At 63.6% G+C, this 15,720-nt stretch carries 14 protein-coding genes; 4 read left to right on the top strand and 10 right to left on the bottom strand.

Translation table 11 applies throughout. From position 1 onward, the window contains the following. Nucleotides 1–132: 132 nt before the first annotated feature. The 3 genes from Q3C01_RS15325 to Q3C01_RS15335 all read right to left on the bottom strand — a co-directional run bounded on the left by Q3C01_RS15325 (nucleotide 133) and on the right by Q3C01_RS15335 (nucleotide 2,028). The gene (locus Q3C01_RS15325; RefSeq protein WP_458146158.1) at nucleotides 133–624 is read right to left on the bottom strand and encodes a GcrA family cell cycle regulator; all 492 of its coding nucleotides are present in this window, start codon (nucleotides 622–624) and stop codon (nucleotides 133–135) included. Between the two features lie 67 nt (nucleotides 625–691). Next, nucleotides 692–889 carry a hypothetical protein gene (locus Q3C01_RS15330; RefSeq protein WP_007603456.1) on the bottom strand — a complete coding sequence of 66 codons (198 nt, stop codon included), beginning with the start codon at nucleotides 887–889 and terminating at the stop codon, nucleotides 692–694. A 197-nt stretch (nucleotides 890–1,086) separates the two neighbouring features. After that, complete coding sequence (locus Q3C01_RS15335) at nucleotides 1,087–2,028, bottom strand: acetamidase/formamidase family protein (protein WP_458146159.1); 942 nt, start codon at nucleotides 2,026–2,028, stop codon at nucleotides 1,087–1,089. Nucleotides 2,029–2,220: 192 nt separating this feature from the next. Between Q3C01_RS15335 and Q3C01_RS15340 the strand changes: the two genes are divergently transcribed. The 3 genes from Q3C01_RS15340 (at nucleotide 2,221) to Q3C01_RS15350 (ending at nucleotide 5,098) form a co-directional block, all read left to right on the top strand. After that, entirely contained in the window at nucleotides 2,221–2,988 is a 768-nt protein-coding gene (locus Q3C01_RS15340; RefSeq protein WP_458146229.1) for a YdcF family protein, read from the top strand. A gap of 37 nt (nucleotides 2,989–3,025) precedes the next feature. Then, entirely contained in the window at nucleotides 3,026–3,808 is a 783-nt protein-coding gene (locus Q3C01_RS15345) for a DUF169 domain-containing protein (RefSeq protein ID WP_458146160.1), read from the top strand. Between the two features lie 108 nt (nucleotides 3,809–3,916). Beyond that, a complete protein-coding gene (locus Q3C01_RS15350) occupies nucleotides 3,917–5,098 on the top strand; it encodes a saccharopine dehydrogenase family protein (RefSeq protein ID WP_458146161.1) in 1,182 nt (393 codons plus the stop codon). Nucleotides 5,099–5,212: 114 nt separating this feature from the next. Here the strand turns inward: Q3C01_RS15350 and Q3C01_RS15355 are convergent, their stop codons facing one another. Further along, the gene (locus tag Q3C01_RS15355) at nucleotides 5,213–6,409 is read right to left on the bottom strand and encodes an FAD-dependent monooxygenase (protein WP_458146162.1); all 1,197 of its coding nucleotides are present in this window, start codon (nucleotides 6,407–6,409) and stop codon (nucleotides 5,213–5,215) included. Nucleotides 6,410–6,556: 147 nt separating this feature from the next. Here Q3C01_RS15355 and Q3C01_RS15360 point away from each other — a divergent pair, with 147 nt between their 5' ends. Further along, complete coding sequence (locus Q3C01_RS15360; RefSeq protein WP_458146230.1) at nucleotides 6,557–7,027, top strand: MarR family winged helix-turn-helix transcriptional regulator; 471 nt, start codon at nucleotides 6,557–6,559, stop codon at nucleotides 7,025–7,027. A 25-nt stretch (nucleotides 7,028–7,052) separates the two neighbouring features. Here the strand turns inward: Q3C01_RS15360 and Q3C01_RS15365 are convergent, their stop codons facing one another. The 6 genes from Q3C01_RS15365 to Q3C01_RS15390 all read right to left on the bottom strand — a co-directional run bounded on the left by Q3C01_RS15365 (nucleotide 7,053) and on the right by Q3C01_RS15390 (nucleotide 15,713). Beyond that, nucleotides 7,053–8,306: an LVIVD repeat-containing protein gene (locus tag Q3C01_RS15365; protein WP_458146163.1), complete on the bottom strand. Its 1,254-nt coding sequence runs from the start codon at nucleotides 8,304–8,306 to the stop codon at nucleotides 7,053–7,055. Nucleotides 8,307–8,416: 110 nt separating this feature from the next. Beyond that, nucleotides 8,417–9,544: a substrate-binding domain-containing protein gene (locus Q3C01_RS15370; RefSeq protein WP_458146231.1), complete on the bottom strand. Its 1,128-nt coding sequence runs from the start codon at nucleotides 9,542–9,544 to the stop codon at nucleotides 8,417–8,419. 79 nt (nucleotides 9,545–9,623) lie between these two features. Then, nucleotides 9,624–10,709: an ABC transporter permease gene (locus Q3C01_RS15375; RefSeq protein WP_458146164.1), complete on the bottom strand. Its 1,086-nt coding sequence runs from the start codon at nucleotides 10,707–10,709 to the stop codon at nucleotides 9,624–9,626. A gap of 27 nt (nucleotides 10,710–10,736) precedes the next feature. Then, entirely contained in the window at nucleotides 10,737–12,284 is a 1,548-nt protein-coding gene (locus Q3C01_RS15380; protein ID WP_458146165.1) for a sugar ABC transporter ATP-binding protein, read from the bottom strand. Between the two features lie 465 nt (nucleotides 12,285–12,749). Further along, the gene (locus tag Q3C01_RS15385; RefSeq protein WP_458146166.1) at nucleotides 12,750–14,015 is read right to left on the bottom strand and encodes an O-antigen ligase family protein; all 1,266 of its coding nucleotides are present in this window, start codon (nucleotides 14,013–14,015) and stop codon (nucleotides 12,750–12,752) included. 150 nt (nucleotides 14,016–14,165) lie between these two features. Then, nucleotides 14,166–15,713 carry an undecaprenyl-phosphate glucose phosphotransferase gene (locus Q3C01_RS15390; protein ID WP_458146167.1) on the bottom strand — a complete coding sequence of 516 codons (1,548 nt, stop codon included), beginning with the start codon at nucleotides 15,711–15,713 and terminating at the stop codon, nucleotides 14,166–14,168. Nucleotides 15,714–15,720 lie beyond the last annotated feature (7 nt).

Here is a 15,720-nt window from a genome sequence, read left to right on the forward strand (position 1 = left end):
GCTGATTTACTCAGCTATATTCTCACTCAGCCGACAAGTTGAACTGACGGCTCCTGGCTTCATGCTAGGCCTCCAAGACCTCCGGCAGTGCCCTGCCGGAGGTTTTTATTTTTGCGGTGGCTGCGAGCGCAGTCAGTCGCGCATGAGACGTGCGCGTCCGTTCGGCCGGTAGGCGAGGCGCGCATGGCCCGTGCAGTAGGACTGGCCGTCGGGCGAGGCGTTGCCGCAGAAGCAGAAGTCATCCGCGCCCGGTGTCGAGATCGGCCAGCGGCAGCGGTTCTCCGACAATTCGAGCAGCGAGCAGCGGTTGGCCTCGTCGATGGGTGCATGCGCGAGCGGCGTCTCGTCCTCGCTATGGATCGTGTTGAGCATCTCATATTGCAGCCTGCGAAGGGTCCGCAGGGCCCGCGCGGTGCTTTTTTCCGCGCTCCGCTCCTCCCGCTTGGGACCCCGCGTCAGGTTAAGGCGGCTGAGCTTGCCGATGACGGCATTGCGGCTGACGCCGATATCAGCGGCGATTTCGCGGCAGGACAGGCCGGCGTGAAAATGGCTTTTCAGTAGTTCGATGCGCTCAACGGTCCAGGTTGCAGCGGACGTTGGCGAGGTCGGTGAAGCAGCAGGCATGTTGTGATGGTCCCAGGTTGCAAATCGACCACCCCGTCCGAAATCGTCCGCGTTGCGCTCCCGTTCCTCACGTCCTGCCATTGTCGCGAATCGACAAAAGTCCGTCCTTGATGGCGAGACGGATGCCTTCTTCGATCAAGGTCCGTGCGACGCCGGGAACGCTGGTGCCGTGGGTGCCCTGTCTCACCAGTTTTTCGAGATACGTGATGGTCGAGAGCGCCAAGGTTACGGGAATGCGGTCAGTCTCGGCTTTTTCGGTGGCCATGACGCAAACGCTAGCCTCTTACTCGGGTACATAAAAGTAACGATTAAGACTCTATTTAGAAACGAGGAGGAGTCAAATCCGGATCGAGTCGGTGTCCGAGGCTATTGGAATTGCTGGAGAAATTCCGAGCGCCGGCGCGCCGCGCGGTTTTCACCGGCGACGGAGGTCGGGCTGCGAGGGAGGAAAGGCGGCGTGAGCTAGCCGTGCACGAGCGACTTCTCGATCACGCAATGGATGCCTTTTGAGCCGTTGACGGTCTGCGTCACCCGCAGATCCGCAGCCAGGCTGCACAGCGTATAGGCGTCCTCGCGCGACAGGTTTCGCTTCTCGCCCAGGAGCGCGATCATGTCGCGCAGCGCGCGCACCACGCATTGGTCGAGGTCCGGGTCCATCGCCATGGTCATGTAGTGCGAGGCGGTCTCGGCGCGCGGGTAGGCGAATTTCATGTCCTTGCGCAGCGTGAGGCGGAAGCGGCCTTGCAGCGCGGTCTCGATCGCGGTGACGCAGACCTCGCCATCGCCCTGCACGCCATGGCCGTCGCCACAAGAGAACAGCGCGCCCGGCACGAACACCGGCAAATAGAGCGTGGCGCCCGCACCGAGCTCCTTGTTGTCGAGATTGCCGCCCATCGCGCGCGGGATCAGCGAGGAGATGCGGCCCCAGGCGGGCGGCGGCGCGACGCCCATCACGCCGAAGAACGGCTTGAGCGGCAGGTCGAGGCCCCAGGGCATGCGGCCGACCATCCGCGTCAGATCGAGCGGAATGTTGAGGATGCGCGTCTCATGGAAATCGTCGGGCAGGGTGCCCGAGAGCGGTTTGATCAGATTCCAGCCCCAATCCTGCCGCGGCGTGACGTCGAGGATCTCGACCTCGAGCACATCGCCGGGCTCGGCGCCGTTCACCGCGATCGGGCCGGTGAGGATGTGGCCGGGCAGCATGCGCTCGCTCCTGGCATGAACCTCGAACAGCTCCGGCGGAATATGAAACTGGTTGCGGTCGGGCACTACGTCCGGCCCACCGCTGATGGTGTCGACCGTCACCTCGTCGCCGCTCTCGATGGTGAGGACCGGCTTCAGCTTCGCCTCGAAGAAGCCCCAATGGCAGGTTTCGGGGCTGGATTGCAGGTGGTGACGGGTCATGGGTCTGGTCCGGTTGTTTGCGGTTGTTTTCATCAGGACTCGTCACTGCCGGGCTTGACCCGGCAATCCATCCTCTTTCAAGAAGATTTCTGAAGATGGATCGGCCCGTCAAGGTCCGCGCATCGATAGGCCCGATGATCCCAAAGCGAGGCTCCCCTGTTATTCGTCCTGTCCAAGACGCTCGGCGTCGCGCTGTTGCCGATCAACGTCCTGGTCGAGCTCGGCATTCTCGCGCTCGTTCTGATGACGACGCGCTTTGCGCGAGCCGGCCGCAGGCTTGCGGTGGCCGTGCTGGTCCTGCTGGCGCTCGCGGCGTTCTCGCCGCTCGGCAAGCTCCTGCTCTATCCCCTCGAGTCGCGCTTTCCGCAGTGGGATGCCTCGCGCGGCGCGCCCGACGGCATCATCGTGCTCGGCGGCTCCGTCGACACCGACCTGTCGTCGGCGCATCAGACGCCGGTCGTCGCCCATGCCGCCGATCGCATGCTGGCGCCGGCCGCGCTCGCACGGCGCTACCCGAATGCGCGCATCGTCTTCACCGGCGGGAATGCCAATCTGATCTCCACCGAAGCCAAGGAGGCCGACTACTCCGCGCCGATCCTGGAAAATCTCGGCATCGCCAAGGAACGCCTGATCGTGGAACGCAACTCGCGCAACACCTATGAGAACGCGATGTTCACGAAAGAGCTGGTCGCGCCGAAACGAGGGGAGCGCTGGCTTCTCGTAACCTCGGCGTTCCACATGCCGCGCTCGGTCGGGATTTTCCGCAAGGCCGGTTTTGACGTCGAGGCCTATCCCGTGGATTGGCGAATGGGTGGGCGCGAGGACCTCTTCACCTTCACCAATATGGGTACCGATGGGCTCGTCCGAACCGACATCGCCGTACGCGAATGGATCGGGCTCGTCGCCTACCGCCTGATGGGCCGCACCGGCGAGTTGCTTCCCGGGCCCGCCAAGGACTAGAACGGGGACACAAAAATCGTCGCCCCGGGAGGACGTCATGCAGCAAGAGCGCGCTGAACCGATCGATCTCGCCGGCATCGTGGCCGACCTCAACACGCTGTTGCGGCTGAAGACGACGGTGATCGGCATGAAGCTGTTCGCGCGTGCCGAGGACATGGAGGCGATCCCGAAGATCCGCCGGCCGAACGCGGTTCACACCACCGATCAGATCGTCAGCATGGCTTCGCGCCTCGGCTGGACCGTCGGCATCACCGCCGACGATCTCGTAGGCAGCCAGTGCCGCGCGGTGATTGGCCTCTCCCCGCAGGATGAAAAATGGCTTGCGGGCGAAAACTATGTCGGCGTGTGGCACGGCACGGCCGAGGACGCGCGCAAGCGCCAGGAGGCGCTCGACGTGGTGCCGTTTGGTCAGTACAAGGCGCTCGCCGTGAGCCCGCTGGCGAGCGGGCGGCTCGATCCGCCCGACATTTGTCTGGTCTACGCCACGCCGGGGCAGATGATCATCCTGATCAACGGGCTGCAATATACCGGCTACAAGAAGTTCGAATGGGGCGTGGTTGGCGAGACCGCCTGCGCGGATTCCTGGGGGCGGGCGCTGAAGACCGGCGAGCCCAGCCTGTCCTTGCCATGCTATGCCGAACGGCGCTATGGCGGCGTGCCGGACGAGGAGATGCTGATGGCGCTTAGCCCAGCGCATCTCGCCAAGGCGATCACGGGCATGAAGGCGCTGGCGAAAAACGGCCTGCGTTATCCGATCCCGCCTTATGGAATTCAAAGCGACGTCCGTGCCGGCATGGGCGTGAGTTACGGAAAGAAGTAAATCGTCATTGCGAGCGAAGCGAAGCAATCCGGGACGTCACCGCAGAAACAGTCTGGATTGCTTCGTCGCTTCGCTCCTCGCAATGACGAAGCAACTTGAGGATGCAACATGAGTACTTCGTCGAAATTCGACCTCGTCGTCTATGGCGCGACCGGTTTCACCGGCCAGCTGGTCGCCGAATATCTGGCCGCGCATTACAAGGACGACGAGGCGCTGAAATGGGCGATGGCTGGCCGCAGCCTCGACAAGCTGAAATCCGTGCGCGATGCGATCGGCGCGCCTGACGACACGCCGCTGATCGTCGCGGATGCGGCTGATCCGGCGTCGCTGAAGGCGATGGTCGCGCAGACGAAGTCGGTGATCACGACCGTCGGTCCGTACCAGTTCTACGGTGAAGATCTGCTCGCCGCCTGCGTGGCAGCGGGCACGGATTATTTCGATCTCTGCGGCGAGCCGGTCTGGATGCGGCAGATGATCGACAAGTACGGGGCGGCGGCCAAGACGAGCGGCGCGCGCATCGTGTTCTCGTGCGGCTATGATTCCGTCCCGTTCGAACTCGGTACGTTCTTCGTGCAGGAAGAGGCCAGGCGTGTGCTCGGTGCGCCGGCTGCGCGCGTGAAGGGGCGTGTGCGCGACATGCGCGGTACGCTGTCAGGCGGCACCGCGGCAAGTGCGAAGGCAACCTTCGATGCGGTCGCCAAGGACCTCAGCCTTGTCGCCATTCTCAACGATCACTTCGCGCTGACGCCCGGCTTCACCGGACCGAAGCAACCGAAGGGCAACAGGGCGGCCTATGAGGAGGACCTGCAATCCTGGGCGGCGCCGTTCATGATGGCGCTGATCAACACGCGCAACGTCCATCGCTCCAACATGCTGATGGGCTTTCCGTACGGGCAGGACTTCGTCTACGACGAGATGGTCCTGACCGGCGCCGGCGAGAAGGGCGAGGCCAACGCGAAGCGTGTGATGGCCGCCAACGCCGAGAAGACCGGCCCGAATGCGCCGAAGCCGGGCGAGGGCCCGTCGAAGGAGGAGCGCGAGAACGGTCTCTTCAACCTGCTTTATGTTGCGATCGCGCCCGATGGCCGCCAGGTCCGCGCTGGCGTCACCGGCGACCGCGATCCCGGCTACGGCTCGACCTCGAAGATGATCTCCGAATGCGCGATCTGCCTGCTGCGCGACACGCCCGACGTTCCCGGCGGCGTCTGGACGCCTGGCGCAGCGATGCAGCACAAGCTGATCAAGCGGCTCGAGGCCCACGCGGGGCTGACGTTCAGGGTAGAAGGCTAGCCGCGGATAGTAGGGTGGGCAAAGGCGCGAAGCGCCGTGCCCACCATCTCTCCGCGATTTTCGAACGGAAGTGGTGGGCACGCTTCGCTTTGCCCACCCTACGGCAGCGTGCGCTTACGCCGCTCTCGCATCATACGCGTACATGAAATCCATCCCCCTGGAGCCGAGTGGCAGCAGCCATTTCAGCATCTGATCGCGGATGAAGGCGCCGGTGGCTGAGAATTCGCGCTTGCTGTTGCCGTTGCGGCGGGCGATGGCGACGATCTTCTCCGCGCGGGGGCGGCGCTCGGCTTCAAAATTCTGGAAGGTGGCGCCGAGCTCCTTGCCTTCCGCCATCAGCCGGCCCAGGCGAAGCGCGTCTTCCAGCGCGAGCGAGGCGCCCTGGCCGGCATGCGGGCTCGTCGCGTGTGCGGCATCGCCGATCAGCAGCGAGCGCTTGCGCGACCAGTTCGGAAGGGTCGCGACATCGAGCGTATCGGTGACCACGATATTTTCGGCCGCCTCGATGATCGCGGGGATCGGATCGTGCCAGCCGCGATGGAAGTCGCGCAGATGCTGCTTGAGGGTCGCCTGATCCAGCGCTCGGAACGTCGCCGCGTCCATGCCGTGCGCGGGCTGCGTGCTCCACCACATCACGCCGTCATTTGGATCCGGGCTGCAGAAGCCGTAGCCGAAGAAGCCGCTCTGGCCGAACGTGGTCTCGACGCGCTGGCCGATCGGATAGTTGGCCAGCACGGCGCGCGGCACGAAGCCGCCAAAACCGATCAGTCCGGTGTTGAACGGCTGCGGCCCGTCCGGCACGACCTGGCGGCGCGCCACCGAATGCACGCCGTCGGCGCCGATCAGGAAATCGCCTTCCGCGGTGGTGCCGTCGGCAAAATAGGCGATGATCGGCTGGTCGCCGCGGTCCTCGATCTTGATCAGGCGCTTCTCGAAATAGAGCGAGACGCAGGAGCACCAGGCCTTGTCGATCAGGATCTCGTTCAGCGTGGCGCGACAGATGTTCACCGCAGGCTGGCCGAAGCGCCGCTCCATGTCGCGGTTGATCGAGCCGAGCTTCTGGCCGCTTTGCGAATAGAAGTCGAAGGAATCTGCGATCGAGCCGCGGCTGGTCACTTCGCGGGCGAGCCCGATCTCGTCCATCACCTGCATGCCGTTCGGCGCGATCTGAAGGCCGCCGCCGATCCCCCTGGAATAGGGCCAGGCCTCGAAGATCTGCGCCTCGATGCCGGCACGGCGAAGCAGGATTCCGGCGACGGGCCCGGCGACGCCGGCGCCGATGATGAGGGCCTTGCGGGGACGTGACGACATGGCTTGCTCCTGGGACTGCTGCGGTGCTAGTAAAAATCACGGCCACTAATTATCTTAGTGGCTAAGATATATATTCGCTAAGATATGAGGACGGCCTTGTCAAGAGGGAAAGCGCGCGCAGGCTTAGTGCAGGAACTCGAGGAGGCGATGCGCCGCTCCTCGGCGCAAGGCGTGCTGTACGGCCAGGCCGTTGCGAATGTTGCCGGAATTTCCGGCTCCGACCTCGAATGCATGGATTTTCTGCAACTGGAGGGACGGGCGACCGCAGGACGGCTCGCCGAGGTCACGGGGTTGACGACGGGGGCCATCACCGGCGTCGTCGACCGGCTCGAGAAGGCGGGCTATGTGCGCCGCGAGCGGGACGAGGACGACCGTCGCAAGGTGTTCATCACCATCGTGCCGGAGCATCTCGCCGAGATCGGCAAGCTCTACGTGCCGATGCAGCAGGCGATGCACAAGGTCTGGAGCCGCTATTCCGACGAGGAGCTGAAGCTGTTGCTGCGCTTTGCGACCGACGCCTACAAGGGCGTGCTCGAGGCGACCGAGGCGCTGAACGGCGTGCTCGCCACGCCGCCGGAGAAGCGCGCCAATCTCAAGACGCCGAAGTCGCCTCGCTGACCGGGCGGGCTGCTATCGTCCAAAGCTAGCCCTTGTATTCCACGATATAAAGGCCGGCACTGAAATCGGTGACGTAACAGAGCGCGTTCTTGTCGACGAAGACGTCGGCCGAGTGCAGCACGACGGGACGGTTCGGCCGGGGGTCCATCCACTTCGCGGGCGGCGGCGGAACGAATGCGCCGATCTCTTTCGGGCGAAACTGATCCTTGATGTCGTACACGCGCAGGCCCGCATTCTGATAGGTCGCGAAAATGACCTCCTCGCTGTAGAATGCATCGGGCCGGTTTTCGTGCACGTTGTGCGGGCCGAAATGGCCGCCGACTTTGAGATAGTCCTTGTTCGACGGTGCCGGGAATGTCGAGATGCTGATCGGATTGGACTTCACCTGATTGTCGAAGATCCAGATCGGCTTGAAGCCGTCTTCCTGATTGTCGAGCACCGTCTCGTCGACGACGACGAGCAGGTTGCGGTTGGGTAGGGGAAGCGCGTTGTGCGTTCCGCCGCCGAACGGTGGGGCCCATACCTTGTGGGTGATGAGTTTCGGATTGGACTTGTCCTTGACGTCGACGACGGCGAGGCAGGCGTCGCGCCAGCTGCAATAGGCGACATCATCACGGACGATCGGATGGTGCAGGCCGAAGCGGCCGTTTTGGGTCGGCCAGTTCGGCACTTCGCCGGAAGCCTTGTTCATCCCCGGAAGCCAGTATTTCCCCACGAGCTGCGGTTTCGTCGGATCGGCCAGATCGATCACGATCATGATGTAATCGGTGAAGCCATCCAGCAACGCGGAGGCATAGGCCCAGCGACCGCCAGTCCAGTAGATGCGGTGCAGGCCGGTGCCGTCGACCGGCATGAAACCGATCTGCTTGGGATCGCTCGGCGTGGAGAGATCGTAGACAGCCATGCCGGCCGACCAGTCGCGCTCGTCCTGCTTATCGTCGGCGTGATGGTCGACGGAGCCCTTGTAGTAGTTCTTTTCGTCGGCAAGCTCGGCTTGCGCGAACATGTCCTTGTTGTGGATCACGAGGAGCTTGTCCTCGGCGGCCTGGAGATGCAGCGTCCAGGTGTTGTGCGGAGCGGCGACGTATTTGACGGTCTTCGGGCTCTTGGGATCGCGCACATCGATGACGGAAAAGCCCTTGGAGAAGATGTGGCCGACATAGGCAAAGCCCTCGTGGACCATGATCTGCACGCCATCGCAGCGTCCGCCCTGGTCGCTGTAGCCGACAAGCTTCAGGTTGGCGGTGGCGTAGTCGGGTTTGGGAAGATCGTTGCTCATCGGCTGCCTCTGCAAATTCCAATACGGGAAGAAAGTCGTCCGAAGGGTTCGGGAGGAAGGCGGCCGCAGCGAAGAGCGCGACCGCCTCCATGGTTGCTTGCCTTGTGCTGCTACTTCACGCCCCAGATCTTCTTGTACTCGTCGCGATAGCCGTTGCCGGGATCGAACTTGTTATCCTTGCCGCCGTCTTTCTCGACATTGTCAGCGGTGAAGAGATGGACGTGGGGAACGAACCCGCTCGGCTTCTCGCCAGCGAAGGCGCGGTTGATCTCATCGATCATGATCCAGCCCTGCAGGTTCAGCGGCTCAGCCACGGTTGCGTTCTGATATTGTTTTTCGCGGATGCGCTTGAACGCGGGAACTGAACCGTCCCCCGCTGATATCTGCTGCGGGAATCCTTCGGCCGGATCCACGCCCGCCGCTCGCAGCGCTGGCGCCGAGAAGTCGTAATAAAGGTCGTTGACTGCGATCGAGTAGGTCCACTGCTTGCCGTACTTGGAAAGCAGCGACGTTGTGAGCTGGCCCATCCGGTTGGAGAGATCGGCAATCGGCGTGTCGACGACTTCGAGCACCTTGCAGCCCTTGCAGCCTTCCACGGCAGCCCGCTCCGCGTTGGTCTTGGCGGTCGCGATGGCATAGATCGAGTCCGTGAACAGGATGACGCCGGCGTGGCCATCTGACTTCACGACAGCCTGGAGCCCTGCGGATTTCGCGACCTCGGTCGGATCAGTCGTCACATTGGTGAAGACGGCGGGAACGCCTTCGACTGGTCCCGGCGTCGGCCCGGCATGCCAGCCGATGATCTTGATACCGGCGGCGGCAGCCTGCTCGAGCAGCGGCTGCTGCTCCTTGCTGTCGATGCCGACGTTGAGGATGCCGTTGGGCCTCATTGCGATCGCCTGCGTCAGCGCGGTTGCGTGTCCGGGCACGGTGCCCTGGCCGTCGAGCTGGCGCACGTCCCAGCCCAACGCTTTGGCAGCCTCCGCCGCGCCGTCGCCTGCACCTTGCGCACCGCCATTGCGCTGATCGGTTGAGACGATGACGATCAGCTTCTTGCCCTGTGCTTTCGCACCCGTGGTCGGCCCGTCCCATTTGGTCACGGGAGCTGCCACGTCTTGAAGAAAGGTCTTTGCCTTTTCGATATAGGCGGCGTCGTCATCGGCGCGCGCCCAGGCCGTGCCGAGCAGCAGGACGCTCGCCGACGCCAAAAACCCTTTCAGTACGACTTTGCTCGCTATCATTGCTTCTCTCCCCGGAATGAACTGGCAGCCAGAGGCGGCCGCCAGGCCGGCTTTGCCGGCGGTTTACGCAGCGGCGTCAGGTGGCCCTGGCCGTCTCTGCGGATTTTGATTGGGTCGGCATTGCCTTTGGATCGCGTGGTGGTGGCTTGGCGACCGCACGACGGCGCTGCGCGAACGCCGCGAGCGCGATCGCGACGACCAGCGTCGTGCCATTGAACAGCGGTTCAATGAAGAAGGCGCCGCCGAACAACTGGATGCCGGAAATGCCGACGGCGAGAATCAGGATGCCGAACACACTTCCCCAAACATTGACGCGGCCGGGCTTGATCGTCGTCGATCCCAGGAAGGCGCCGACGAGGGCAGGGAGAAGGAAGTCGAGGCCCACATTCGCCTGGCCGATGCGCAGCTTTGCCCCGAGCACGCAACCTGCGAGCCCGGTGATGACGCCGGAGGCCATGAACACGCCGATCACATAGGCCCGCACCGGAATGCCGTTGAGCGCGGCTGCCTTCTCGTTGGCGCCAATCGCGTAGATGAAACGGCCGATCGGCAGGCGCTCGCTGACGATCCACAAGACCAGCGCGAGCCCAATCACGTAGAAGGCGGGGATCGGTATGCCGAACACTGACGCCCAGTTAATCGCCACGAAATCGGGCGGTAGGTTGCCGATGATCTGGCGGCCTTCGGTGTGCCACAGCGCAAGCGCATAGAGGATCGTGCCAGTGCCCAGCGTCGCGACGAAGGCGTCGACCTGGGCGACTTCGACCAGCACGCCATTGACGAGACCGACGAAGCCTGCGCAAGCCACGACCAGCAGGATCGCGATCGGCCACGAGATGCCGTATTTCACCTGGAAGCTGATCGCCAGGATGTGCCACATCACGATGCCGAAGCCGACCGTGAGATCGATGCGGCCGGCCATCATCGGCAGGGTCGCAGCGAGCGCCAGCAGCGCAACGATGGACTTGTCGGCAAGGATCGAGCGTGCGTTGAGCCAGGTCGGGAAAGTATCCGGCAGGGCGATCGAGAAGAAGATGATCAGGAGCAACGTCAGCAAGGGCAAGCCGTACACCGGGAGCAATCGCAAGATCGCCTGCCCGTTGGTCAGCGCTGCGAGTTCGGGGCGCGTAGGCTCCAGGGCGTTCGACTTGATGGATTGCATCTTAGGCCTCGGTCAGTGAGCCGCCCCTTACGCTGCGACGGAGTTGCCCGCGACGCTGGCGGACGCGGCGGACAACAGATTGCTGATGGACAGATCGTCGGAATGAAGCTCGCGAACGACGTGGCCGCGGCTGAACACCAGTGCGCGATGGCAGACCTTTGCGATCTCCTCGAAGTCGGTCGAGACGATCAGGATGGCGGCGCCTTCGGAGAGCGCCACATCGAACAGCTTGTAGATCTCCGCCTTCGAGCCGACGTCCACGCCAGCGGTCGGATCCTCGAAGACATAGACTTTGGACTTCAGATTGAGCCAGCGCCCGATCGCGACCTTCTGCTGATTTCCGCCGGACAATAGCTCGATCGCCAGGTTTGGATCGTTGGGCCGAAGATCAACAGTCACGCCGAGCCGCCTCGCTGTCGCACGCTCCTTCGCCGGTGCAAGCCAGGTCGAAGCCGTGTGTCCTGCTGCGAGGGGATTGAGGAAGAAGTTCTCCCGCACCGACAGGCCGGGGACGATGGATTCTCCGACGCGGTCCGCACAGACGAGGCTGATCCCGAGGTCCATCGCACTCCGCGGAGAAGTAATCTCGACAGGCACGCCGTCGACCAGGATTTGTCCGCCGGTAACCGCTTCCATGCCGAACAGCGCGCGGCCGAAGGCCTCCTGGCCTGCGCCACGCAAGCCGACGAGACCAACGATTTCGCCGGCGTGGATACGGCAGTCGATCGGCCCAACGGACGTCATCGATGCATGGTCGAGTTCGAGGCGAGCCGCGCCTTCGCGCTCGGCGGGCCGTCGGAAAACCTGAGAGGGCTCGCGTCCCACGATGAGCAGGATGGTTTCGTCCGGCGATGTCTGCGTGACCATGCGCTCGCCGGCCATCCGGCCGTCGCGCAATACGACCATCCGGTCGGCCACCTCGAACACCTCGTCGAGGCGGTGCGAGACATAGATCATGCCTACACCGTGATCGCGCAGGCGACGGAGTGCCGTGAACAGGCGCAATACCTCGTCCGCAGGAAGACTTGCGGTCGGCTCATCAAGCACCAGGATTTCCGCGTCAGTCGCAAGCGCACGGGCGATCGCGACCAGCGATTTCTCCGTTCGTGTCAGGCTCTGGATACGGAGGTCCGGATCGATGTCGGCGCCGAGTCTTGCAAGGGCAAGCTCGGCCCGCTTGCGCGCCTTGGTCCAGTCGATGACGCCAAAACGGCGGGGATAGCCGAGGGTCAGGCAGATGTTTTCGGCCACCGTCATCCAGTCGATCAGTCCGAGATCCTGATGGATGAACGATAGGGGCAGGCGCCTGACCGAGGACGTCATATCCTGGCCTGCATAGGAGATTGTTCCGCTGTCGGCGGAGTACACGCCCGCCAGAATTTTGATCAGGGTCGATTTGCCAGCGCCGTTCTCGCCAAGAAGAGCGACGACCTCGCCGCGGCCCACGGCCATGCTCACCTCGTTGAGGGCCTGGGTACCGCCGAAGCGCTTGCACAGACGATCGATCCGAAGCACCTTGGACTGAGTGCCCTCGGGCGGCTCGTCATCACTGCACCGAGAGCCATCGCCTGTCACTGCGGCGTTCCTCCCATCGCGCAGAAGATTTCCTCGCGAACGATTTGGTTCGTCTTTTTCATCATTGTGCAACCGCGCTTCTTTGCGTCGCGACATGCATTCGAGCACCATTTCGTTCGAGCAGACGGCTCTCGCGAAAGGTCAATCGATTAGAATTGTCGGGTCTCAGCTTGTCAATCGAGATGTCTGCGCCCGAGCATCACGGATTGGACATATTCGAGATGCTTGGGCGCAGCGCAGCACGGCGAGAGCGTGCGTCAGGAGTGCAAGCCGCTTCCTAATCCTCGCTGTCATGCCCCGCGAAAGCGGAGCATCCAGTACGCCGCGGCTTCTCCGTATTCGTCGCCGTCTCTGGAATACTGGATCGCCCGGTCGAGCCGGGCGGTGACAACGAGAGTAGTGCCACGCTATCACGGCGGCGTCCCGCAGAGCCCTGTGGCGTGCGCCAAGTTTCCTGAACGTGTGCTAGGGCTCCAGCGAAGCCTCGCCGACGCCGGATTGCCACGCCTTGTAAGCCTGCGCGGCCGCGATCATGCCCCACATCGTCCCCAACATCATCCAGAAATGCCGCCAGTGGTCGGTGTCGATGATGAAACTTTCGCCGACGGTGCCGACGAAGGCCGAGAAGATCGCAAGATAGGCGCGCTGCCAGGGCACGCGTACGAAGACGTTGCGAAAGCCTGTGATCACGGTGGTGAAAACCAGCGCAGGATAGCAGATGCCGGAAAGCCAGCCGCCGGACATGAAGGCGTTGAGATAGGAGTTGTGGGTATCCTCCGGGAAGTAGCGGTGGAATTGCAGGGGGCCGATCCCGAACGGCAGGTCGAGCGCCATCTCCGCGCCGAGGATGTGGCGGCCGAAGCGGCCGAAGCGGCCTTCGTCGTAGCTCTGGTCGAAGCTCGCGCGCTGCTTGAACATCTCGGCGATGGAATCGAATGAGAGCAGGATCGCGATCAGCGCCAGCCCCAGCGCGGCCGCGACCAGCGCCATGACGATGATGCGCGAGCGCTGCGCATTGCTCCGGCTGGTCAGCACCATCAGCGCCAGCATGAAGCCGGAGGTCAAGATCAGGCCGCCCCACGCGGCGCGCGAGAAGGCGAGCAGGATCGCGAGTGCCATGATGGCGAAGGCGATCGCGTTGCGGAACGCCTTGGCCAGTTTGTCCGAGACCACGCTCTGCAATGAAAACAGCGCCGGCAGGATCAGGAACGCGCCGAGCACGTTCGGGTCCTTGAACGTGCCGCGCGCGCGCTCGTAGAGCGTCAGGAGGTCGTGGCCGCCGGGAACGAGATTGAAGTAGCCGGCGATTGCCGAGGTTGAGGCGACCATCGCGCCGACCACGAGGCCGCGGCGCAGCATGTCGAGCCGCGCCGCCGTATCCTCCGATGTGACCATGGCGAAGAACACCACCGTCACCGCCATGTACCAGGAGGTCGCGATCCAGCTTGCCACCTCGGACTGGCCGAGCAGCGGAATGGCGCTGATGGTGTAGCCGACATTGAGCAGGATCAGCAGCAGCACGAGCGGCATGAAGACGAGGCGAAGCCGCAGGCCGGTGGCGAAGAAGGTGACAGTCGCAAGCAGCGTCACGATCTCGTAGGGGCTGGGCTCGATGAAGACGATCGCACCGGAGGCACCGACCAGCCATACCATCGCCCGCTGCAGGGCAAGAACGCCGGGCGCAGCGGGTCGCGCTACGTTCATTCCCCCGGCCGTCGCCGCATACGCCATCACACGCTCACACGCTCACGCAACTGGTACACACAACCACGGTGTCATCGTCCGGCTTGACCGCGCGATCCAATACTCCGCGGCGGCGAAGTTAAACCTCGGCGCCGCGGAGTACTGGATGCCCCGGTCAAGCCGGGGCATGACTACGTTTCAATACGCGTTCTCGTTCTTGGTCAGCAGCGAGATCGGCGTCTTCAGGAGAATGTAGAGGTCGAATAGCACCGACCAGTTCTCGATATAGTAGAGATCGAACTCGACGCGCTTCTGGATCTTCTCCTCGTTGTCGATCTCGCCGCGCCAGCCGTTGATCTGGGCCCAGCCGGTGATGCCCGGCTTGACGCGGTGACGGGCAAAATAGCCGTCGACGGCCTCGTCGAACAGCCGGCTCTGGAGCTTGCCTTGGACGGCGTGCGGGCGCGGGCCGACGAGGGAGAGATTGCCGGAGAAGACCACGTTGAAGAGTTGCGGCAGCTCGTCGAGGCTGGTCTTGCGGATGAAGCGGCCGACGCGGGTGACGCGCGGATCGTTTTTGGTGACGACCTTCGAGGCTGTCGGGTCGGCCTGATGGTGATACATCGAACGGAATTTGTAGACGTCGATGCGCTCGTTGTTGAAGCCGAAGCGCTTTTGTCGGAACAGCACGGGGCCGGGGCTGTCGAGCTTCACCGCCAGCGCCACCAGCGCCATCACGGGAAGGGCAGCGAACAGCGCGAGGCCGCCGACGATGCGGTCGAACAGCCATTTCATCACCAGATCCCAGTCGGTGATCGGCGCCTCGAACACGTCGAGAGTGGGCACCTCGCCGAGATAGGAATAGGAGCGCGGACGGAAACGCAGCTTGTTGGTGTGGGCGGAGAGGCGGATGTCGACCGGCAGCACCCAGAGCTTCTTCAGCATCTCGAGGATGCGCGTCTCGGCCGAGATAGGCAGCGCGAACAGCACGAGATCGACGCGGGTGCGGCGGGCGAACTCGACGATATCGTCGACCTTGCCGAGCTTCGGCGCGCCCGCGCAGGTGTCGAGCGCGCGGCTGTCGTTGCGGTCGTCGAACACGCCGAGCACGTGGATGTCGGAGTCCTCCTGCGCCTTCAGCGCCTCGACCAGCTCTTCGCCATTGCTGTCGGAGCCGACGATGATGGTGCGGCGGTCGAGCCGGCCCTCGCGCGCCCAGGTACGCACCAGAGTTCGCAGCGCCAGGCGCTCGGCGACGAGCGCGGCGAGGCCAAGGGAGAAGAAGGCGGCGAGCCACAGCCGCGAGACTTCGCTGCCGACCCTGGCGAAGAAGGAAATGCCGATGGACAACAGGAACACGAACGACCATGACGAAATCATCCGCGTCATCTGGCGGAGCTGACCGCGGAAGAGCTGCACCTGATACATGTCGGCGGCCTGGAAGCAGATCACGGTTGCCGCTGCGACGGCGCAAATCGCGGCGAGATATTCCCAGCGGATGCCGGTCAGCGGCGCGACATAGCCGAAGTAAAGTACCGTGCCGACGAGGCTGAGCAGGACAAAATCGGCGACGCGCACGAAGCCGGCGATCACGATCGGCGAATAGGCGCGGGCGACCTTCTGGTTGACGACGGCGAGTGCTGCCGGCGAAAGCCGGCGACGGCGTTCGACAAAGGGCTTGTCAACGGGTGCAGCCGCGGCACTGGTCGCGGCGTCGAGCATCGAGCGTGCGTTGAGCGGTTCCACGGTCGTC

Source organism: Bradyrhizobium sp. UFLA05-109 (assembly GCF_054185165.1).